This is a genomic window from Pseudomonas sp. Root401 (assembly GCF_001425105.1).
Taxonomy (GTDB): Bacteria; Pseudomonadota; Gammaproteobacteria; order Pseudomonadales; family Pseudomonadaceae; genus Aquipseudomonas; species Aquipseudomonas brassicacearum.
Genome location: NZ_LMDO01000023.1, coordinates 88,223 through 108,592 on the forward strand (window position 1 = coordinate 88,223; position 20,370 = coordinate 108,592).

At 62.3% G+C, this 20,370-nt stretch carries 15 protein-coding genes; 1 reads left to right on the plus strand and 14 read right to left on the minus strand.

The window, feature by feature from the left end:
- Positions 1-20 precede the first annotated feature (20 nt).
- The 13 genes from ASC85_RS17510 to ASC85_RS17570 form a co-directional block, all read right to left on the minus strand.
- Entirely contained in the window at positions 21-2,807 is a 2,787-nt protein-coding gene (locus tag ASC85_RS17510; RefSeq protein ID WP_057450661.1) for a malto-oligosyltrehalose synthase, read from the minus strand.
- On the minus strand, positions 2,804-4,882 hold the full coding sequence (gene malQ, locus ASC85_RS17515; RefSeq protein ID WP_057450662.1) for a 4-alpha-glucanotransferase: 2,079 nt from the start codon (positions 4,880-4,882) through the stop codon (positions 2,804-2,806). The genes ASC85_RS17510 and malQ overlap by 4 nt, the downstream gene beginning before the upstream one ends.
- On the minus strand, positions 4,879-6,681 hold the full coding sequence (gene treZ, locus ASC85_RS17520) for a malto-oligosyltrehalose trehalohydrolase (RefSeq protein ID WP_057450663.1): 1,803 nt from the start codon (positions 6,679-6,681) through the stop codon (positions 4,879-4,881). Before treZ ends, malQ begins: the two co-directional genes overlap by 4 nt.
- 7 nt (positions 6,682-6,688) lie before the next feature.
- Complete coding sequence (gene glgA / locus ASC85_RS17525) at positions 6,689-8,260, minus strand: glycogen synthase GlgA (RefSeq protein WP_057450664.1); 1,572 nt, start codon at positions 8,258-8,260, stop codon at positions 6,689-6,691.
- Positions 8,261-8,907: 647 nt separating this feature from the next.
- Positions 8,908-9,876, minus strand: a complete 969-nt coding sequence (locus ASC85_RS17530; RefSeq protein WP_057450665.1) for a D-2-hydroxyacid dehydrogenase family protein — start codon at positions 9,874-9,876, stop codon at positions 8,908-8,910.
- An 11-nt stretch (positions 9,877-9,887) separates the two neighbouring features.
- Entirely contained in the window at positions 9,888-10,919 is a 1,032-nt protein-coding gene (locus ASC85_RS17535; protein ID WP_057450666.1) for an alpha/beta fold hydrolase, read from the minus strand.
- Positions 10,920-11,004: 85 nt separating this feature from the next.
- The gene (locus ASC85_RS17540; protein WP_057450667.1) at positions 11,005-11,439 is read right to left on the minus strand and encodes a YqaA family protein; all 435 of its coding nucleotides are present in this window, start codon (positions 11,437-11,439) and stop codon (positions 11,005-11,007) included.
- Positions 11,439-11,885, minus strand: coding sequence for a DUF411 domain-containing protein (locus ASC85_RS17545; protein ID WP_057450668.1), 447 nt, complete (start codon positions 11,883-11,885; stop codon positions 11,439-11,441). Before ASC85_RS17545 ends, ASC85_RS17540 begins: the two co-directional genes overlap by 1 nt.
- 414 nt (positions 11,886-12,299) lie before the next feature.
- Positions 12,300-13,244 carry a GNAT family N-acetyltransferase gene (locus tag ASC85_RS17550; RefSeq protein ID WP_057450669.1) on the minus strand — a complete coding sequence of 315 codons (945 nt, stop codon included), beginning with the start codon at positions 13,242-13,244 and terminating at the stop codon, positions 12,300-12,302.
- Positions 13,241-14,515: a phenylacetate--CoA ligase family protein gene (locus ASC85_RS17555; RefSeq protein WP_057450670.1), complete on the minus strand. Its 1,275-nt coding sequence runs from the start codon at positions 14,513-14,515 to the stop codon at positions 13,241-13,243. The genes ASC85_RS17550 and ASC85_RS17555 overlap by 4 nt, the downstream gene beginning before the upstream one ends.
- A gap of 48 nt (positions 14,516-14,563) precedes the next feature.
- Entirely contained in the window at positions 14,564-16,978 is a 2,415-nt protein-coding gene (locus ASC85_RS17560; protein ID WP_057450671.1) for an acyl-CoA reductase, read from the minus strand.
- Between the two features lies 1 nt (position 16,979).
- Positions 16,980-18,107, minus strand: coding sequence for a LuxE/PaaK family acyltransferase (locus ASC85_RS17565; RefSeq protein ID WP_057450672.1), 1,128 nt, complete (start codon positions 18,105-18,107; stop codon positions 16,980-16,982).
- Positions 18,108-18,132: 25 nt separating this feature from the next.
- Entirely contained in the window at positions 18,133-19,368 is a 1,236-nt protein-coding gene (locus ASC85_RS17570; RefSeq protein WP_057450673.1) for an MdfA family multidrug efflux MFS transporter, read from the minus strand.
- Between the two features lie 333 nt (positions 19,369-19,701).
- On the opposite strand from ASC85_RS17570, the gene ASC85_RS17575 reads away from it, so the two are divergent.
- On the plus strand, positions 19,702-19,890 hold the full coding sequence (locus ASC85_RS17575) for a hypothetical protein (RefSeq protein ID WP_057450674.1): 189 nt from the start codon (positions 19,702-19,704) through the stop codon (positions 19,888-19,890).
- Positions 19,891-19,899: 9 nt separating this feature from the next.
- Here the strand turns inward: ASC85_RS17575 and ASC85_RS17580 are convergent, their stop codons facing one another.
- Positions 19,900-20,280, minus strand: a complete 381-nt coding sequence (locus ASC85_RS17580; protein WP_057450675.1) for a hypothetical protein — start codon at positions 20,278-20,280, stop codon at positions 19,900-19,902.
- Positions 20,281-20,370 lie beyond the last annotated feature (90 nt).

The window sequence follows — 20,370 nt, forward strand, 5'->3', positions numbered from 1 at the left end:
CGCAGTGCTCCTGATTCAACTCAAGGTTGGATAAAGACATTGACCGGGAAATTCCCCAGCGCGGTGCTGATCAGCAGCTCCCCTTGGGGTGTGACTGTTGCGCTTGAAAAAAGTCCCTTCAGTTTTTCATCCTTGGTGGCGAACGGTAACGACACACGGGTATCGCCCCAATCCGACGCAGCCACCAGCGGCACGGCACTGTTTTCCAGCAACGGCGCCGCATGGACAGGTACAACAATGATCGCCCGTTGTTGCGAGTCTTCGCGCATGAAGGCCAATACTCGCTCGGCTTGCTCGCCGAGCACTTCCAGCGGCTGGTAGCGTCCCTGGCGCCATAGCTGCGGATACTCGGCTCGCACGGCCAGTGTCCTGGCGATCAATGCCTGTTTGACTCGGCCGTCACGCCAATCATGTATCAACGCGGCTGGCGTGCTGTCGGCCCGTAACGCCTCGCGGCGTGCCTGGAAATCCACCGGACGACGGTTATCCGGGTCCACCAGGCTGAAATCCCAGAACTCGTTGCCTTGGTACAGGTCCGGTACGCCGGGTACGGTCATGCGCAGCAAAGTTTGCGCCAGACTGTTGAGGGCGCCCGCCGGGGCGATGGCCTGGACCGCCTCGGCGATGGCGCTGCGCAAGGGCAACCCCTCATCGCCCAGCAGTAGCCGTTCGAGGAACATCTGGGTGGCTTGCTCATAGGCGTCGTTGACCGCCGCCCAGCTGCTTTGCAACTTGGCCTCGCGCAGGGCCTTGCGTTGCCATTGCCACAGGCGCTCGTTGTATGCGGCCAGGGCCTTGTGGTCCTGGAGGTCGAGGTCCAGCGGCCAGCTGCCGAGCAGTGCCTGGTACAGAATCAGTTCATCACCGGCCGAGGGCGCCGCCGGGTCACTGTGCAGCGAGGGCGAGAGGATGCGCCATTGCTCCACGCAGGCGGTGTACCAATCGGCGCGTTCGCTGAGCACGGCCAGCCTGGCGCGGGTGTCCTCGCCGCGCTTGTGGTCGTGGGTGGCGGTGGTGATCAGGTTGTCGGGAAAATGTTCGAGCCGCTCGAGGCCGGCGTGGTGGAACACCTGCGCCGGGGCGCTGAAGCGCTCGGTGTCATAGCCCACGTCATTGCGTGACAACAGCACCGCCGAGCGATAGAGCGCGGTGTCCTCCACCGCTTTGGCGGCGGCCGGCGAGGTCAGTTGCTGGAAACGCACGCAGGCATGGCGCAGGCGTTTGCGCTGGTTGCCGCGCGGCCGTTGCCGCCAGGGCATCCCACCGAGCCAGCCGGCCAGGCAGTCGAGCACCGGCCAGTCGGCTTCGCTGAGGGTTTGCCGGGCGCCTTCCAGGGCCTGGTTGAAGAACACCTCGTCTTCGGCGGAGCGGCCCAGGGGCGTGATGTAGGTGCGGTACACCGGGAAGTGCACGATCAGTTCCTGCAAGGCTCGCCGAATCGCGCCCAGGGTCAGGTCGCGGGTCATCACATCGTCCCGGGCCACTTGCAGCAGGGCCTGGGCGACGCTTTCGAAGTCTCCGGCCAGGGATCCGTTGAGAATCTGCTGGCGGGCCAGGCGGGCTTCTTCGATGAAGTGCGCTGGCCGTTCACTGTGCCGGCTCCAGAATTCGGCGAGGGGGGCGGCACCGGCTGGGTCATGCTGGAGCAGCGAGACCTGGTTCATGAATTCGTAACCGGTGCTGCCGTCGATGTTCCAGTCCCGCCGCAAGGTCTCGCCATCGCCAAGGATCTTCTCGACGAAAATCGGCAGGTGCCGGGTCGGCGACAGTGAATCGACGCGTCTGCGCAATTTGCGGCAGTAACCGCGAGGGTCGGCAAGGCCGTCGATGTGATCGATCCGCAGGCCGTCTACCAGGCCTTCGCCGATCAACTGGAAAATCTTGGCATGGGTCGCCTCGAAGACCGCCGGACGCTCGACCCGCAGCCCACCCAGTTCGTTGACATCGAAAAAACGCCGCCAATTGATGTCGTCCGCCGCCGTGCGCCAGCTGGCGAGCCGGTAGCTCTGGCGTTCGAGCAGTTGGTGCAAGCGCTCGAAGCCTTCGGGTTGGGTAGAGTCGTAGCCAGCCAGGTTGTCCTCGATGGCGGCGAGGATGTCCGCTTGTGCTGCCAGGTCCTGCAAGTCGTTTTGCACCGGGCGGGCGAGGGTATGGGCATCGGTCTGGTAATTCAGCGTGGTGAAGCGCTCGGCCAGGGCCTTGAGCGATTCGGTTTGCTCGGCGGGCAAGGTTTCGGTGGGTTTGAGCAGTTCGCCGTAGTGCATCGGGCAAATCGGGAAGCGGTGTTCATAGTGCTCGACGTAGAAGCTGCCTTGGCTGGCATCGAAGTGCAGTTGCAAGGTGCCTTCCTGCAGCGCCACGCCGTAGTCACTGCCGAGGAACGGCAGCAGCAATTGGCCTTCCATCAGTGGGTCGGGGGAGTGCCACTGGATGTCGAAGAACTCGCCGTAGGGGCTCAAGCGCCCCCATTCCAGCAAGTCCAGCCACCAGGGGTTGTCGTTGCCGCCGACGGCCATGTGATTGGACACGATGTCGAGGATCAAGCCCATCCGATGCTCGCGCAAGGTCGCGACCAGGCGCTTGAGCGCGGCTTCGCCACCCAGTTCGGGGTTGACCAGGGTGGGGTCGACGACATCGTAGCCATGCATGGACCCGGCCCGGGCCTTGAGCAGCGGCGAGGCATAAATGTGGCTGATGCCCAGCGAGGCGAAGTACGGCACCTGGGGGATGGCATCGTCCAGGGTGAAGCCTTTATGAAACTGCAGGCGCAATGTTGCCCGCAGGGGTTGGATCAACGTCTGTTTCATCGGTCACGCTCGTTCGCCTGAAGTCTCGCACAGGCGAGTATTTCCAGACGCCGGGCAGCGTCCGGGTGGTCCAGCAACGCCTGGCTTTGCCCGGCCAGGCGGCGGCGCCAATTGGGGTGGGTGTCGATGGTGCCCGGCAGGTTGGCCTGTTCCTCGATGCCCAGGGCGTCTTCGAGCGGCAACAACACCAGCGGCGCGCGGGTGTGACCGAGAAAGCGCACGCTGGCGTCGAGCACCTGGTCGGTCTCGCGGTGTTCTTCGCGAAAGTTCTGCGGGTCCTGGTTCAGCACGTGGCGCAGGCCTTCGCGTTCGCGCTCGCGGTGTTTGCGCCAGTCCATTTCGGTGTGGGAATCGATCAGGTCCAACCGGGCGTTCCAGTCGATGTCGTGACCGTGCCACCAGCCATTGAGTGTCGGCAAGTCATGGGTGCTGGTGGTGGCCAGGGCATTGTCCGGCCAGTCGAGAATGGGCTTGAAGTGGGTGTTGTCCTGTTCGAACAACAGCACGCGCATGCCCAGGATAGAGCGGGCAATGAGTTTGTCCCGCAGGCCGTCGGGCACGGTACCGAGGTCTTCGCCGAGCACGATGGCCTGGTGACGATGGGATTCGAGCGCCAATAGGCGCAGCAGGTCGTCCACCGGGTAATACAGGTAGGCACCATCGCGAGGTGGGGCGTCGTTAGGGATCACCCAGAGCCGTTGCAAGCCCATGACATGATCGATGCGCAAGCCGCCGGCGTGGGCGAAGTTGGCCCGCAGCATTTCAATGAAGGCGCGAAAGCCGTTGCGCACCAGGCCTTCCGGGGAAAACGCCGAGATCCCCCAGCCTTGGCCGGAGCGGTTGAGAATGTCCGGCGGGGCGCCCACGGTCAGCGAGGCGAGCAGTTCGTCCTGCCGGCTCCAGGCCTGGCTGCCACCGCCATCGGCGCCCACCGCCAGGTCAGCGATCAGACCGATGCCCATGCCGCTGGATCTGGCTGCGCTCTGGGCGCGCTCCAGGCAGCGGGCGATCAACCATTGGCAAAAAGCGTAGAAGCCGATCTCATCGGCATTTTCCTCGGCGAAATGGGCCAGGGCGGGGCTGCGCGGGTCGCGCCATTCCTCCGGCCAGTGGCGCCAGTCGAGGTTTTCCCCCCGGGCAGCGCGTTCGGCCTGCAAGGCCTCGAAGCGGCAATGGTTTTCCAGGGCTTCGCCGCTGCTGTGGCGGAAACTGCTGAAGTCTTCATGCAACGGATGCTCACCCTGGCTGAAGCCGTCGTACAGGGCCCGCAGGATTTTCTGCTTGGCCTGGGCCGCGACCGGCCAGTCAATCAGCGGTTGCTCCTCCAGGGTGCGCAGTTGATTGGTCAAGCCGGTGGCGTCGATGGCGGTGCGCAGCGCACGTTCACCGAGGATAGTGCCCGGCGCGGCGTACAGGCTGTTGAAAAACAGTCGGCTCGACGGTGAGTAGGGGCTGTAGCGCCCGGTGTCGCTGCTGAACATCGCGTGCATCGGGCTGATGGCAACGGCCTCGGCGCCGCGCTCGCCGGCCACCCGCGCCAGCTCCTCCAAGGCCTGGGTGTCACCGAAGCCACCGTCACCGGGGCGGCGCAGGGCATACAGTTGCGCGCTCAGGCCCCAGGCCCGTGGCGTCGGGTCGTCCACCGCCTCGGCCACGCTGTAGCAACGGGCCGGCGCGACGGCCAGGGTGAAATGCTGGTCCTGGATGCTGACATGCTGATAACCCACCGGGACCATCCCCGGCAGCTTGGCATCGGCATCGAGGTTCAGGTTCAGTGTCGCGCCATCTTCGAGTTTGATTTCGCAGGGTGTCCCGGCCTCGAAGTAGCGGCTCAAGTCCAGGCTGACCCCGACGTCGGCGGTGATCAGCGGTGGCAATTGATGGTTCTGTTGAGCTTCCTGCAACTGCAGCAGGCTGGCGTCGATTTCCTGGGCGCTGCCGGCGGGATGGCCCAGGCCGGTGAGAACCGAACGCAAGACGGCCGGCGAGACTTTCTGGGCCCGGCCATTGGCATCGATCCAATCCACCGCCAGGCCCGCTCGGCTGGCGAGGATTTCCAGTTGCGCATCGCTCATAGGCGCTCTCCAGTGATGTTGGGCAAGGTTGTCGCCTGCGTCAGACTGACCAGCGCGCTGTAGGGCGCAAGGACGCCCTGTTGCAACAGACCCATGACCTGCTGCGGATGTTCGAAAAGAATGCGTGCCTCTTCCGGGGCACTGTGTTCGACGGGCTGATCACCCAGGTTGAAATCGATGCGCAACACGCTGCCGTCGCCCAACCGCCAGCGTGCGCTGATGGCGCCATGGCCCAGCACATCGGTACCCAGGGCCTGGGCACCGGGCAGGCGCGGGACGATCTCTTCACGGCGGATTTTCAGCAGTTGCCGATACAGCGCCTCGTTGGCCTGGTGCTCCGGGCCTTGCGACTCCAGGCTTGGACGTGAAGCCTCGAAGGTGCTGGCGGCGTTGGGGTCGGGAATTCGTTCGCGCTTCTGCGGATCGGCAAAGGCACTGAAGGCCTTGAATTCGTTGCGTCGGCCTTCACGCACCAGCTCTGCCAGCTCGCCGTGGTGGCTGGTAAAGAACAGGAACGGTTGTTCAGCCGCCACCTCATCGCCCATGAACAGAAGCGGGATCATCGGTGACAACAGCAACAAGACTGTGGCTGCCTGCAGGGCCTGGGGCGCGGCGAGCTGATGCAGGCGTTCGCCCAGGGCACGGTTGCCGATCTGGTCATGGTTCTGCAGGAACAGCACGAACGCGCTCGGCGGCAGGTGACCGCTGGGCTCGCCCCGGGCTTCGCCATGGCGATTGAGATGACCCTGGAAGACGAAACCCTGGCTCAGGCAACGGGCCAGTTGTTCGGTCGGCTGCTCGGCGTAGTCGGCGTAGTAGGCGTCGGTCTCACCGGTCAGCAGCACGTGCAAGGCATTGTGCCCATCGTCGTTCCACTGGGCGTCGTAGCCGTGCTCCAGCAGGTGGGCCTGGTTGTGTTCGTTTTCCACGGTCAGCCAGACATGCCGGATCGGGTCCACCTGCTCGCGCACCCTGGTCGCCAGTTCCTGGAGAAAGTCCGGGTCTTCGATGGCGTGTACCGCGTCCAGGCGCAGGCCGTCGAAACGGTACTCCAGCAGCCACATGAGCGCATTGTCGATGAAGAAGTCCCGCACCTCGCGGCGGCGGAAATCAATCGCCGCGCCCCAGGGCGTGTGCTTGTCTTCACGGAAGAAGCCCTTGGCATAGCGGTGCAGGTAGTTGCCGTCGGGGCCGAAGTGGTTGTAGACCACATCGAGGATGACGGACAGCCCATGGCCGTGGGCGCTGTCGATCAGATGCTTGAGCTGTTCGGGTGTGCCGTAGGAAGCCTGGGGGGCGTAGGGCAGGACGCCATCGTAGCCCCAGTTGCGATCACCGGGAAACTGCGCCAATGGCATCAGCTCGATGGCGGTGATGCCCAACCCGGCCAGGTGTGCCAGATGCAGTTCGACGCCTTCGAAACCACCCAGGGCGCCCACGTGCAACTCGTAGATTACGGCTTCGTGCCAGGGGCGACCGGACCATTGGGTGTGTCGCCATGGGTAGGCATGCGGGTCGACCACCACGCTGTGGCGATCGATGTCGCCGGCCTGGGCGCGCGAGGCCGGGTCCGGCACCTCCAGCTCGCCATCGATGTTGTAGCGGTAGCGGGTGCCGGCGGGGCAACGGGTCTGGATCATGAACCAGCCGTCGGCTTGGGGCAGTAGCGGTATTGAATCTCCAGTGTCGAGCTCGACACTGACAAAAAATGCATCCGGGGCCCAGAGGGCGAAGCGGGTGTGCTCGTCATCCAGCATGACCGCCCCGTGGGTCCATGTATCAGGCGTCCTTGACGTCATTGTTACCTCATTGTCTGGCCGATTTTCCCAGTGACTTAGCCACCAGCTGTTCGTAGAGTTCGGCGTAGGGTTCCACGGCCTGGCACCAGTTGAACGGCGCCGACATGGCCCGGCAGCGCATGGCGTTGAGCAGGTCGGGGAACTCGAAGACCTTGAAGGCCCGGCTCAAGGCCTGCTTGTAGCTTTCCACGGTGGACTCATCGAACAGGAAACCGGTGATGCCATCTTCGATGGTGTCCGCCAACCCTCCGGTATTGCGCGCCACCGGCAGCGAGCCGAAGCGCTGGGCGTACATCTGGCTCAAGCCGCAGGGCTCGTAGCGCGACGGCATCAGCAGGAAGTCGCTGCCGGCGAACATCCGCCGCGCATCGGTTTCGTTGAAGCCGATACGCACGCCGATGCGTCCGGGGAAGCGCAGTGCCAGTTCACGCATGGCCTGTTCTTCCTCCGGTTCGCCACGGCCGATGATGGCGATCTGGCCACCGGACTCGACGATGAACTCGGCGACCGCTTCGGTCAGGTCCAGGCCTTTCTGGTAGACCAGGCGCGAAACCACGGCGAACAGCGGGCCAGTGGAGTCGTCGAGGCCGAACAGCTCGCGCACATGGCTCGCGTTGACCGCCTTGCCGTCCCAGTCGCCCACGGCGAACTGACGGAACAGGTGCGTGTCGGTGGCTGCATCCCAGCTTTCATCGATGCCGTTGGGGATGCCGCTGAGCAAGCCTTGTTGGGTCTTGGCAGCGAGGAAACCGTCGAGCCCGCAACCAAACGCCGGGGTGGTGATCTCCTGGGCGTAGGTGGCACTGACGGTGGTGATATGGCTGGAGTAGGCCATCCCGGCCTTGAGGAACGACAGTTTGCCGTAGAACTCCATGCCTTCTTGTTGCAGGGCATGTTCGGGGATCCCCAGCTCCGGGCAGGACGCCAGGCTGACGACGCCCTGGTAGGCCAGATTGTGAATGGTAAACAGGGTTGGGGTGCGTTGCCCGCGCCAGTGCATATAGGCCGGCGCCAACCCGGCTGGCCAGTCGTGGGCATGGACCAGGTCCGGGCACCAGTGGATCTGCGCGAGGTTGGCGGCGATGTCGGCCGCAGCCAGGCCCAGGCGGGCGAAGCGAATGTGGTTGTCGGGCCAGTCGCGACCGTTGTTGGCACCGTAAGGGGAGCCTTCGCGGGCAAAGAGTTCCGGGCAGATCAGGACGTAGATCACCAGGCCGTCGGCCATGTCCATGCGCCCGATCTTGCAGGGCGGCAGTGCTGCGTGGCCGCCCAGTTCGCCGATGATGTGGATTGGATTGCCGCTGTTCATCACTTGCGGATAACCGGGGATCAGCACCCGGACATCATGCAGCCCGGCCATGGCCCGGGGCAGTGCGGAGGAGACATCGCCCAGGCCGCCAGTCTTTACCAGGTCGGCGATTTCCGAGGTGACGAATAATACTTTCTTGCGGTTGGGATTCTGTCGAACGACGGGGAGCAGTGCCTTGCCGCCGGTGGCCAGCACCGGTGCCGTTGGCGATTCGGCCGCGGGCGGTAGTTGAGAACGGACTTGTTGTGGTTCCAAGGCAGCACTGATCATAAATATCTCCCATTTTCTCGATCTGTTTCCGGCAAGCGCCAGAGCTGTTGTTTCATTGGCCAAATCCTGCGGCCAGGCGCACAAGCGCAACGCAGGGAAACCGAACGGCTACCCAATGCGGCGAAGCGAATCAGCTGAAGGAGCTGTTGCAATGACTAGTGCAAGGACTGCACCAGTCGCGGTTGCCCTACCTCTAACCTGACCTGTCGCCGTTGCGAAAAGTTTCGACTTTTTTTCGTCTGGATGACCGGTTGGTTTTCCCCCCGGTTAGGCAGTCTAGGTCAGAACGTAGAGCGGTGCGGCTCGGTTCGTCGCATTGTCCGACAATCACGGTTTTTGTCGGCAATCTCTTACATGACAAAGGGGGATACGCACCGACGAAGTGCAGTTTTCTGAAAAGAAAAATGTGTATGGGGACGGGGTTGTTTCATTGGCGTGCGCGATGGAATGGCGTGATGCACCATTGAGGAGCGGGTGGAATAGAGGCGTATTGATGGCTAATGACACCCCTGAAGACACCCCCATTCTTGTGGGAGCGAGCCTGCTCGCGATGACGGCTGTACATTCAGCATCAATGCAAGCTGATCCACCGCTATCGCGAGCAGGCTCGCTCCCACAAGGTTTTTTCGCGATGCATAATTCGAGTTCTAAGCTTGGCCCGTGGGCGTCAGCACCCGAATCGGCTGGCCCGCCGCCCAGGCCAGCAGGTCTTCGATCATCAGCGAATAGAACCGCTGGTAATTCTGCCGGCTGACGTAGCCCACATGCGGCGTGGCCAGTACGTTATCCAGGGTTCGAAACGGATGGGCGGCTGGCAAAGGTTCCTGGGCGAACACGTCCAGGGCGGCGCCGGCCAGGCGCTTGTGCTGGAGGGCGTCGATCAGCGCGGTTTCATCGACGATCGGCCCGCGGGAGGTGTTGACCAGCAGCGCCTCGGGTTTCATCCAGGCCAGGGCCTGGGCATCCACCAGGCCGCGGGTGCGTTCTCCGAGCACCAGGTGAATCGACAGAATATCGGCCTGCTCGAACAATGCCTGCTTGCTCACGTAGGTCACGCCCACTTCGGCGGCGCGCTCGGCGCTGAGGTTCTGGCTCCAGGCGATGACCCGCATGCCAAACACCTGGCCGAACTGGGCCACCCGCGTGCCGATGCTGCCCAGGCCGAGGATCGCCAGCGTCTTGCCGTGCAGGTCGCCGCCCAAGCCTTGCTGCCACAGGCCGGCGCGCAGGGCGTTGGCTTCCTGCACCAGATTGCGGGTCAGGGCCATGATGAGTGCCCAGGTCAGTTCGGGCGTGGCGTGCTTGTAGCTGTCGGTGCCGCATACCTGGATGCCCAGCTCGGCGGCAGCCTTCAGGTCCAGGGCGGCATTGCGCATGCCGCCAGTGAGCAACAGCTTGAGATTGGGCAGGCGACGCAGCAGGCCTTCGTCGAACACCGTGCGTTCACGCATCACGCAGATCACCTCGAAGCGCTGCAGGCGCTCGACGAGGGTGTCGCGGTCAGCGGGATATTCATGGAGAAACGTCACCTGGCCGACGCTGTCCAGCACCGACCAGTCCACCACGCCACGTGCCACATCTTGCCAATCGTCTATGACTGCTATTTGCACCGCCATGGAACACCTCGTCAGGGAATGGGTTTGTCCAGCCAGCTCAACAGGGCCTTGTGGAACCGATCCGGCTCTTCCATCTGCGGGGCATGCCCCAGATTGGGGAACTCCACCAGGGTCGAGCGGGGAATCAGCCCGGCAACCTGCTTGCCCAATACCTCGTAGTGACCGAGCTTGGCCTTGACCGCCGGCGGCGCGATGTCGCTGCCGATGGCGGTGGTGTCCGAGGTGCCGATCAGCAGCAGGGTGGGTACCGTCAGGTCCTTGAACTCGTAATAGACCGGCTGGGTGAAGATCATGTCGTAGATCAGCGCCGAGTTCCACGCCACTTGCGTATGACCCGGGCCCTTGTTCAAGCCGGCGAGCATGTCTACCCAGCGCTCGAACTCAGGTTTCCAGCGGCCTGCGTAATAGGTCGTGCGCTCGTAGTTGCGGATACCCTCGGCGTTGACTTTCAGCTCCCGCGCGTACCATTGGTCCACGGTGCGATAGGGCACGCCCAAGGCTTTCCAGTCTTCGAGCCCAATGGGGTTGACCATCGCCAGGCGTTCGACCTCGTCGGGAAACTGCAAGGCGTAGCGGGTGGCGAGCATGCCGCCGGTGGAATGGCCGAGGACGACGGCTTTCTGTACGCCGAGGGCCTTGAGCAAGGCCTGGGTGTTGTTCGCCAGTTGCTGGAAGCTGTACTGGTAACGCTCGGGTTTGCTCGATGTGCAGAAGCCGACCTGGTCCGCCGCGATGACCCGGTATCCGGCTTCGCTGAGCACCTTGATCGAATCGCCCCAGGTGGCGGCGCAGAAATTCTTGCCGTGCATCAGCACCACTGTGCGGCCATTGACCTTGCCTTGGGCCGGCACATCCATATAGCCCATCTGCAACGACTGGCCCTGGGACTGGAAGGCGAAGTGCTTGAGGGTGTAGGGGTATTCGAAGCCCTCCAACTGCGCTCCGTAGGCCGGGCCTTCGGGCGGGTTGGCGGCCTCGGCGAACAGGGGCAGGGCGGCGGTGAGGAACAGGCTGGGCAACCAGCGCGCGGTGGTGCGGGGCATGGTCAATCTCCTTGTGGCCGCCGCCGATCCTGGCGCGGCCCGATTATGGCGACATTAACCACAGGCAACCCAACAGCCAGAACGTTCAGTCCATCCAGCCCAGTGTCGCCAGGGCGAGAACGCCATAGCGCAACCCCTTGGCAAGGCTCACGAGCAGCAGGAAACGCCGCCACGGTTCGCCCATCACCCCGGCCACCAGGGTCAACGGATCACCGATGATCGGTAGCCAACTGAGCAGCAGTGACCAGTGGCCGAAGCGTTGGTAATGCACGCGAGCCTTGTCCAGGTGGGCCGGGCTGACCGGAAACCAGCGCCGATCCTTGAAGTGCTCCAGCCGGGTGCCCAGCCACCAGTTCACCAGCGAGCCGAGGACATTGCCGAGTGTGGCAACGGCCAGCAACAGCCAGACCAGATGGCGTTCGCTGAGCAACAAGCCAACCAACACGGCTTCCGATTGCAACGGTAACAGGGTCGCCGCGCCGAAAGCCGCCAGGAACAAGCCGATATAGGCTTCGCCCATCAGTGAGCCGGGTAATCCGCCACTACGGTTTGGGTCCCGTCTTTCTTCAAGCCGATGACTTGGTAGGCATCGCTCATGCCGTCCATTTCCATGCCAGGCGAGCCCATGGGCATGCCCGGCGCGGCAACACCGAGCAGGTCATCGCGCTTGCTCAGCGCCAGCACCTGGTCGGCTGGGACATGGCCTTCGACGAATTTGCCGTTGATCTCGGCGGTGTGGCAGGAACGCAGGTTCGGCGCCACGCCCAGGCGTTGCTTGACCGAACTCATGTCGGCCTCGACATGGTCGTTGACCTTGAAGCCGTTTGCTTGCAGATGCGAGATCCACTTTTTGCAGCAGCCGCAGTTGGCATCGCGGTGTACATCAATGGTGACCGGTTCGGCCGCCTGGGCCAGGGTGGTCATGAACAGGGCGCTCAAGGCGAGCAGGTGCAGGGGATGGGCCATGGCGGTGGTCTCGTATGGAACGGTTTGGAGGGAGGATAACAGAGTAGCGAGCGCGAGCTGACGGGGGGCTGAGGCGGGGATTACAGATTTGTCAGGTTGCAAGGGGGAATAAAGTCCTGTGGGCGCGAGCTTGCTCGCGAAGGCATCAGCCCATTCGACACCGATGGAGGCTGACCCACCGCCAGCGCGAGCAAGCTTTGCTCCCACAATGGAATCTGAGTACGACCGGGAGAACCAGGTCGGCTGTCAGGCCGCCTCGCGGTGGGGCAGGAATGCCTTGGTTACTTTCGCCTGGGCCGGCATTCCGGCTTTTCGACAGTGACTCGCCGTAAGGTTCAGGCACAGTTGGGATGGGCGTGCCAAGTTGTATCGGCGTCCGTGCCGATAGCTTGAGCGAAGCGGGGGGACGTCGCGTCAGGCGGCCGAGCTGGCTGGCGTGTCTTTCGAGGCTTGGGCGTGGACTTGCCATTCATCGTGGAGACGTTGCATGGAGGCGGACTCCAGATTGAGCTTGCGCGGCTGTGAAACACGGTGGAACAGCGCCTGCCAACCTTGCGCAGTGTCGCTGGGCATTATTCCTGTGAAGAAGAAACCAGCGGTGCGCAGCAGGTGGTAGTCGGTGCAAAAGTGCCGACCGAGTCCGAGTCGGATTGAAAGCGGCCAATGGGCTGGCAGTTGTCGCAACTGCCCGACGAGGCCGACATCCATGCGTTCGGCAAAGATGTCGACTCGTCCGGGCAAATGATTTATCCGTAACGGTTGAATCCCCGGTGGCGTGTCGTCGTGGAGGATCCCGAACTGCGAAACCAGTGGAGTCATTAGCCATTGGCAGGGCGCTGGCCACTGGACACGCGGCAGCGGTCGAAAGTCTCCGCCGATGGCCTGACAGCCGATCACGATGGTTTCGGCCTGGTCCGTGGCGAACGGCGAGGGTACGAAGTCGGGCAGCAGGCCGACGTCATGAAAACCAAGCCGTTGGGACAGTCGTTGGCTGTAGGGATGGCTCGTAACCTGTTTGATCGACAGCCTGGCAAGCCCGAGCGCCTGACAACTGTCCAGGAGTTGCTGCCCCAGCCGCGTGGCAATCTGTCCGCCCTGCGAATCGGGATCCACCGCCACCAGCGCCAGCTCGGCATCTTGGCTCGCCAACACCTGGCGGCACAGCGCAGCATGACCAACCACGCGGTCGTCGATCATGGCGACCAACGAGTGCCACCGTCCCTGCAGATTATGCTGGCAGATCATCTGCGGCATGTAGACGTCCGGCGAGACGTAGTGATCGCCGTACACTCGGCGGAACAGCTCGCAGGTGTCGGCACTGTCCGAGGGCTTGAACGGCCTGATGACCACGTGGCTCATCCGATGCTCCTTTCTGGCAGCACACCGTAGACCCGACGATCAATGATTGACAGATGCTTGCCGGAGCGGGGATGCCGTTCCAGGTCCTGCGCGGCACAAGCCTGGACACTCAGGTCGAGTTTATCGATGCCTGGGTATTGCTCGATCAAGGCGTCCTTCAGCGCTCGCGAGTGTGTTTGGTCAGCGTCAGCCTGTGCATCGGGTAGCCACTTGAGTAGCAGGCGATCATTATCCTGGACGTGCTCGATAATCAGCTGCCATTGAAGGTTGCCGCCCATGCGCCGGACGATACCGCTGATTTCTTCAGGGAATAGCGACAACACGCCAACCCGTACTCGACGGCTTTGTGCGCTGCGCCCTTGGAGGGCGAACTTGCGCTGTGGCGTACCGACAGGCTCGCACCAACTGGCCCGGTCTCCCACCGGGTACCTGACGATGGGCATCAGGGTCCGGGTGAAATTGGTCACCACCAGGTTTCCGGTTTGACCGCAGGCATCGATGACCTCACCGCTGAGGTCGTCGATAATCTCCACCCGTGTCTGTTCGTCGAACACGCGATGCTCGCCCAAGTCGCAATCGGCTGTGCTGGCGCCTACCAGGCCGGCATCCACGCTGGCGTATCCGATCGACGCAAAGCGTGCCCGCGGAAATGCCCGCTTCAAGGTCGGCATCTGGCTTTCGAACAGGTTCTCGCCGCCGAACAGGACGGTGGTGATTTGTGGCAGCGTTCGCCCCTGTCCATTGACATGGCTGGCGAATGCCAACAAGTGCGCAGGCACGCCCACCAGCACATTGATGCGGTGGTCGGCGATAGCCTCGGCCAAGGGATCAAGCTTCACCGACCCGGTGAAGGGAAACTCGGTGATAGGTACATTCAAGCTGCAAAGGGCGCCGTGGATAAACAGGAAACTGGCGTACAAGTCTCCGGAAAAAAACAGATTGGCGATTCGATCCCCTGCAACCAGTTGGGCTGACAGGCTGCGACCGAAGCAGTCGAGCATCATCTGCCATTCAGCGTGGGTGTACACCGACAGTTTGCCTTGGCTGGTCGTGCCGCCGGTTTTGAAAACCAGTGCATCCCTGACTTTATCGGTCAGTACTTGCCAGGTATCCAGGTCATGACTGCCTTTCCAGTATTCATCTACATCGACAATCGGCCATTGTCCGAGGTCGCATCCCTGGACGGGCAAGTGGGTTAGCTGAGTGTTATAGAACGCTGAGTGCGTGCGGATATGGTTGAACCATTGCTCATAGACTAATGAAGCGCTCATCAGGATTTTCTCAAGGCTTGAGGGTTTGCTTATCGAAAACGGGCGAGATCAACTGGCCAGGATTCGACGGTCAATCACCAGCGGGACTTTGCCGCTGTGTTTATTGCGTTCGAAGTGCTCCACCGGACAGCACTGGACTTCCAGGACCAGCAGCATGGCCTCGACGGACAGGCGCAGCGGTGCAAGGTCCAGCACTTGGCGTCGAACCGTTTCGGCGTCGCCATCGGTGCGAATCAGCAAGCGTTCACAGCCGCCATTCCCATGGTCGAGCACGATTTGAATGGCGGCTTGCACCCGTTCGGCCAGTTCCTGGGTATTGATGAGTTCCGTGGCGATGCGTACCAGGCGACCGTGGCGCTCGCGTAACTCGAATTTCGGCGACTCCAGGCCACAAGCGCAGGGGCCGGGTAACCAGCGTCCCAGATCGCCGACTTCATATCGCAGGAGGGCGCGCGCCTGGCGTATGCGAGAGGTGAACAGCATGCGTCCGGCTTCCCCGGGAGCAACCGGCTTATCCTGTTCAAGATGGACGATTTCCAAGGACTGAATATCGTCCATGAGGTGGAACACGCCATTGTCGCTGGCGATGCACGCATGACCGAGGGGGCCGGCGTCGACGGTGCCGTAGATGGCTGAGCAAATGCGTGCGACGCCACACTGCTGCAATAACCTGCGGCTGCCTTGCCCAAGGTGCTCGCCACCCAGCATGACTTTGCGGACGCCGCCATACGCTTGCAGCACCGGCTGCTGGCTGGAGAACAGGCGATGCAAGGTACTCGGCATGCCGACCACCGTGTTGATTCGCTGATCGACAATCAGCTTCGCAATCTCGTCGAAGTTGTCATCCGAGGGTGCGCTCATGGGGTAATGCACGACCTTCATCTGTTCCAGGATTTTCGTGAAACTGAGGAATCCGCCGTACAGGCTGCCGCCATAAAAAAGATTGATGACCCGATCCTGCGCAGGGTCCAGGCCCGCCGCGCGCAGTCCGTCGGCGGCGGCGCGCATGTGGTATTCGAAATCCCGGTAACTGTAGGGGGACAGCACGGGGGCGCCGCTGCTGCCGCCGGAGCGGAAGAACAGCTGCGCTCGAGGGGCCGCAGGCAGGGCCATGAACGCGGTCTTGTCCAGGATCGGCGTCGAGGGGCAAAGCGATAACGCGGCCGGGGAAGCATCCAGCGTCACGCGGTGACTGGCAACGTCCGCTTCGAGGCCGACCGATACCCGGCGACTCAATCGTTGTAGCGCATAAACGCCATCGTGGGGCTCACCGTCATAGCCCTGCTGGATCTGCGCGGTGGAGGTCACGCGAGTTACGCCGGCGGTTATCAGACGGCGCGCCAGTGCGGGTACTCGTTCCGGTTCGCAGATGAGGGCACAGCTCTGCAGCACATTGCGCCACGGCAGTAACGTTTCAGCGAGCATTCCTTCAGGCACTGGCCGTAGCAACAGCGTGCGAAACAGTGGTGAAGGTTGGAGTTCACGGTGATGTTCCCAGAGGATGCGCCAGCCGTTACCTGCCCAGACCTGACCGGTTTGACCCGCGAAACTGTAATCCAGGCGGGCCAGTGCCGTTCGGGTGGTGATTTCACATGCTTCGGCCGCGGTGGTTTCCAGGGCGGGCCAGTGTCCGGCCCGTCGTTCGAAAGCGGCGGCCAGAGCGTCGCCCAAGGCTTGTATCCGGGCAGGCTCGTCGTTGTCCACCAGCAGCCATTGCGGGCTGGAGCATGCCTGCTGATCGAGGCGGCAGATTTCGTCCACCAGGTTGTCCAGCGCCTGCGCGCTTGCCGCAAGAGGGGTGATATAGGCGAAGCTGATGCGATGGCCCCAATCAATCCAGCGACAGCCACTTGGAACCTGTTCGCGTAACGCTGTCAGGGCCGCTTCGCCGCCCCAGGCGCTGATGCCCTGTGCCAGTGCGAAAAGGCGACCGGTTTCGTGGGAGGGCACGGGCAATACAGCCAAGTAGTCGCGCAACCGGCCACTGGCGTCGCACCCCAGGAACGCAGCCAGCAGCCGCGCCGTGAGGTCGCCTTCACGAGTACTGGGGCGCAGCCAGTTCACGTTACCCGCCAACAGGCCTTCAAGCGCCGCGCAGAATCCCAACAAGGGTGAGTTGCCCGGCGTCACATGCACCACAAGTCCCAGGGGCTGCCAACTTTCGAACGGGCCGTCGGCGTAATCGATCCGCCGCAACGAGCGTGGAGCCGAACCCAGTTCCCGCTCAAGCTTGAGGCCCAGGTGGGTGCGGCCACAGAAGGCGATCAGCGCCTGACGCTGTTCCTCGTCGAGCATTGGGTCTTGGTCGGACATCTGCAGCATTTGTACGAACGCGTCTGCGCAATCGAGCACCTCTTCGTTGCGGGGCGGGCAGTCCAGGAGGGCGGGCAGTTGCGCTTGCAGGCGTTCAAGTGCTGCATCGAGCGTCAGTTCGGCGTTCAGTTGGCCGTTGATGAGATACATATCAGTTTTCCTTGATCAATTCGGCGGCGGCCATGGCACAGCTTCGGCTGGCACTGGTGCCGGCGCGTCCGTGCAATTCGAACCACTCGGTTGGCAGGCCGCACTCGCAATTGGCCGGATGCAGCGTCGCCAGGTCGCTCATCACCACGGCGTGCGCCGGACTGGATGAGATGTAGGGCGAGACGAACGACAGCAACCCTGGCTCGCCCAGTGGCTGGACACTGAAGTCCTTGGGGTGGCGCACGAAGATTTTCGAGTAGACCGGTACGTGGAACCGATGCTGTGCACATTCGATGTAAGGCACCGCGTGCTCGACCGCGCCGTAGCCGTCGCGGCACCGATGGGCCTCGATGCCTAACTGCCGGGTGATGCGTGCGTAGACCTGATGGCGAGGGATCTCCTGGGCCGCCTGCTTCTTCCAACCGCCCCCCAGGAAGACGAGTGATCCTTGGGCAAGCTTCAGGTCCTGTACAGCGGTTTGCTGCATGCGTTCAAGTACATGCCATAACAATGCCGGAAAGCCGAAGATCCGCACCGGCAGGCCTTCTTCGGCAAACGATTGCAGGGCGCTGATCACGCCGAAGACATCGAATTCATGACCTTTCCCGGTGCGACGCAAGGCGTAGGCAACGCGATTGGCCGGTGCGAAGCGACACAGGAATTGATCGGTGTATGCCGTGCCGAGTTGGTTGGCCGCTTCGGGCTCGTGGCTGAAGAGAAGATAATTGCAGGGCGAATCAGGCGTGGACCAGCCGTAGTGTTCGAAGATTTTCGCAACCATGCCTTGGGCCGCCATCATGCTGCGCTCGTCATAGCGCATGCGACTTTTCTGGCCGCTGGTGCCGGAGGAGGTGAGTTCGAGTGCGTTTTCAGCGGTAGGGCTGAGCAGCAATCTTTGCTTGAAATAGCTGGCGTAGATGGGCGGCAGTCGCGCCCAGTCAGTCAGATGCTCCAAGTCATTGAGGCATAACCCGTTGGCGTTGAGCCAATGTTCATAACCGGGCGTGTGCTGACAGTGAAACCGGCTGATTTCAGCCATGGCTTGATCGAACAGTCCTGGCGGCACCGAATCGTAGCCATAGGGCTGGGGCAATGCGCACAGCGCATCGGCATGGGGAAAGTGAATCATCAGGTAGTCCTCAGGGAAGGCAAAATCAGACGTGAGCGGCGGGTTGTGCCGAAAACAGGCGCAATGCAACCAAGCAACTGAGGCCGGCGATGCCGACCATCAACGCGAAGGATTCCAGGCTCGCCCCGGCGCCCAGCAGCGCCAGAAGCGAGCCCGCCGCGCTCATCACCGCGATCGAAATCATTCCGACCATGGCCGAGACCAGCCCTTTGCTGTCGTCGCTGGCGAACAGCGCCAGTCGGTAAAGCGCGGCGTTGCCCATGCCGAGTCCGATCGCGTACAACGACAGGGCACTGACCAGTACGGGGAGCGATAGATCGAATTGACTGGCAGCGACCAAAGCGATCAGGCCGGTACAGAAGGGCAACAGGCTGTAGCCGACCACCCGACGCACGCCGACTCGCTCCACCAGGGCGTTGAGCAACAGATTGCCGAGGATGACCGCCGAGAAAACCGGAATCTGCCAGATACCGTAGAGCAATGGAGAAAGGCCCTGGCCCTGGATCAACAGCAGCGGAGACAGGCCGATCCAGGCAATCAGCGGCAGACTCATCAACCCTAGCGCGACGCTGGCCGACATGAACCCTGCATGGCGCAGCAGTGCGCCGTATCGCCGCAGGAGCGACCGCATGTCGAGTGGCTCGACGGTTGATGTGGTACTGGGGAAGCGAACCGCATCTGCGCTTCGCGGCATGAACCACCACAAGACCAGCCAGCTCAACGTCCCGAGGCCGGCCAGCAGCATGAACAGCTCGCGCCAGGACAGCCATTGCAGCAGCATCCCCCCAGCCAACGGTCCCAAAAGGGGCGAGAGAAGGGCCAGGTTGCCCAACAACGCCATGACTTTCACCGCAGCGGATTCGCAAAAGACCTCTTGAATGGCCGGATAGCTGACCGCAATCACGAAGCCCAACCCCATCCCCTGGATCAAGCGCAGCCCATTGAAACCTTGCATGCTGGTGACCTGGGTGATCGCCGCGCAAGCCAGCACGAATCCGGCACACCCGGCCAGCATGAATGGGCGCCGTCCATGGCGATCCGACAGCGGGCCGATCAACCATGGCAACAGGATGCCGCCCAACAGGTACAAGTTGAATGCGTAGGGAATTTGATCGGCGGACGCCTCCAGATCCCGAGTCACCATGAGCATGGCGGGCATGACCAGGTCGCTGGCCATATAGGTAAGGAGTTCAAAGACGGCGATTGCCAGGCAGAAGCCTGCCAAGCGAATGGACGGAAAACGGGACGGCTGATTTTGCATGAGTTCCCAACGTTGGCTTTCGGAAAGAAGAAAATCACTTCTTTTTCGAGAGTACGTGGGTGACGTTCACGGTCGTAAGACGCCTTTTCCCTTAGTGAGCAGTGGAAAGCGGACCTGTGCGTGTGGGAAATTTCCTTCAGAGAAATTCCAGTGCCCGCTGGTAAGTAATCTGACGCCCGTTGACGTAGATAACCAATCTTCTACAGCCACAGTCGCGCGAAAACGTGCCACGGCTGTAACATAAGGCCTTGCCTGCATCGCGCAATGACGTCGGCGAAACAGTGTCTGGGCAGCGCGCGGGATGCAGAACGAATCACTTCAGGAAGCTGGCAAATGACTCATTCGCAACGTTTGAAATACTCGATTCTGATCGTCCTCGTCGTCCTGGCAATCATGCTGGGACTGTCGTGGATGCAGGGCAGGGGCATGATCAGCGAGCAGCTGTTTCAATACATCGCCATTGCCGTGGCAGTCATCGTGGTGGTGATCAACGGCGTGATGCGGCGCAAGGTCAAGTCCTGAGCGCCGGCTTCAATCCTCGGCCTGGAGCACGGCCATCGCACTGGGGTGCAGGCAGTAGCTTTTATCCGGGTTGAGGGTCACGACACCCTCGCTGCACAGGCGCTTCAACACCTCGCGCACGCTGAGAAAGGACAATGGAATGTCCAGCCCCAACAACTGGCTGTGCACCCCGCGCACGCCCAGGCTGCGGTTTTCGTGGGCAGCCTTGAGCAGCGCGTCGATGACTTTGAGGCGAATCAGGCTGGTCCTGAGCCCGAAGCTCTTGAGCAAGCGTCTGATGTGGTCATTGCCGCCTCGCTCTGTCGGCCTGTCGAATACACGGTGGGGGGCGTTCAGCGAGACGCCGGTCGCCCTTGGCTTGCCCTCCATGGGCAGTTGCGCGTTACGCATGCAAAAACTCCTTACCAGCCTGATCAGAAAAGGTCACGGATACTCTCCTGTAATAGGACGAACGAGGACGCACAATCATGAGGGCCATGA

Coding starts and splice junctions, on each gene's coding strand:
- malQ (WP_057450662.1), bottom strand. CDS start 4,882: ATGAGCGATGCGCAACTGGAAATCCTCGCCAGCCGAGCGGGCCTGGCG.
- ASC85_RS17555 (WP_057450670.1), bottom strand. CDS start 14,515: ATGAGCGCTTCATTAGTCTATGAGCAATGGTTCAACCATATCCGCACG.
- ASC85_RS17580 (WP_057450675.1), bottom strand. CDS start 20,280: ATGCGTAACGCGCAACTGCCCATGGAGGGCAAGCCAAGGGCGACCGGC.
- ASC85_RS17570 (WP_057450673.1), bottom strand. CDS start 19,368: ATGCAAAATCAGCCGTCCCGTTTTCCGTCCATTCGCTTGGCAGGCTTC.
- ASC85_RS17540 (WP_057450667.1), bottom strand. CDS start 11,439: ATGGGCGAAGCCTATATCGGCTTGTTCCTGGCGGCTTTCGGCGCGGCG.
- ASC85_RS17575 (WP_057450674.1), top strand. CDS start 19,702: ATGACTCATTCGCAACGTTTGAAATACTCGATTCTGATCGTCCTCGTC.
- ASC85_RS17565 (WP_057450672.1), bottom strand. CDS start 18,107: ATGATTCACTTTCCCCATGCCGATGCGCTGTGCGCATTGCCCCAGCCC.
- ASC85_RS17535 (WP_057450666.1), bottom strand. CDS start 10,919: ATGCCCCGCACCACCGCGCGCTGGTTGCCCAGCCTGTTCCTCACCGCC.
- treZ (WP_057450663.1), bottom strand. CDS start 6,681: ATGACGTCAAGGACGCCTGATACATGGACCCACGGGGCGGTCATGCTG.
- ASC85_RS17560 (WP_057450671.1), bottom strand. CDS start 16,978: ATGTATCTCATCAACGGCCAACTGAACGCCGAACTGACGCTCGATGCA.
- ASC85_RS17530 (WP_057450665.1), bottom strand. CDS start 9,876: ATGGCGGTGCAAATAGCAGTCATAGACGATTGGCAAGATGTGGCACGT.
- ASC85_RS17550 (WP_057450669.1), bottom strand. CDS start 13,244: ATGAGCCACGTGGTCATCAGGCCGTTCAAGCCCTCGGACAGTGCCGAC.
- glgA (WP_057450664.1), bottom strand. CDS start 8,260: ATGATCAGTGCTGCCTTGGAACCACAACAAGTCCGTTCTCAACTACCG.
- ASC85_RS17510 (WP_057450661.1), bottom strand. CDS start 2,807: ATGAAACAGACGTTGATCCAACCCCTGCGGGCAACATTGCGCCTGCAG.
- ASC85_RS17545 (WP_057450668.1), bottom strand. CDS start 11,885: ATGGCCCATCCCCTGCACCTGCTCGCCTTGAGCGCCCTGTTCATGACC.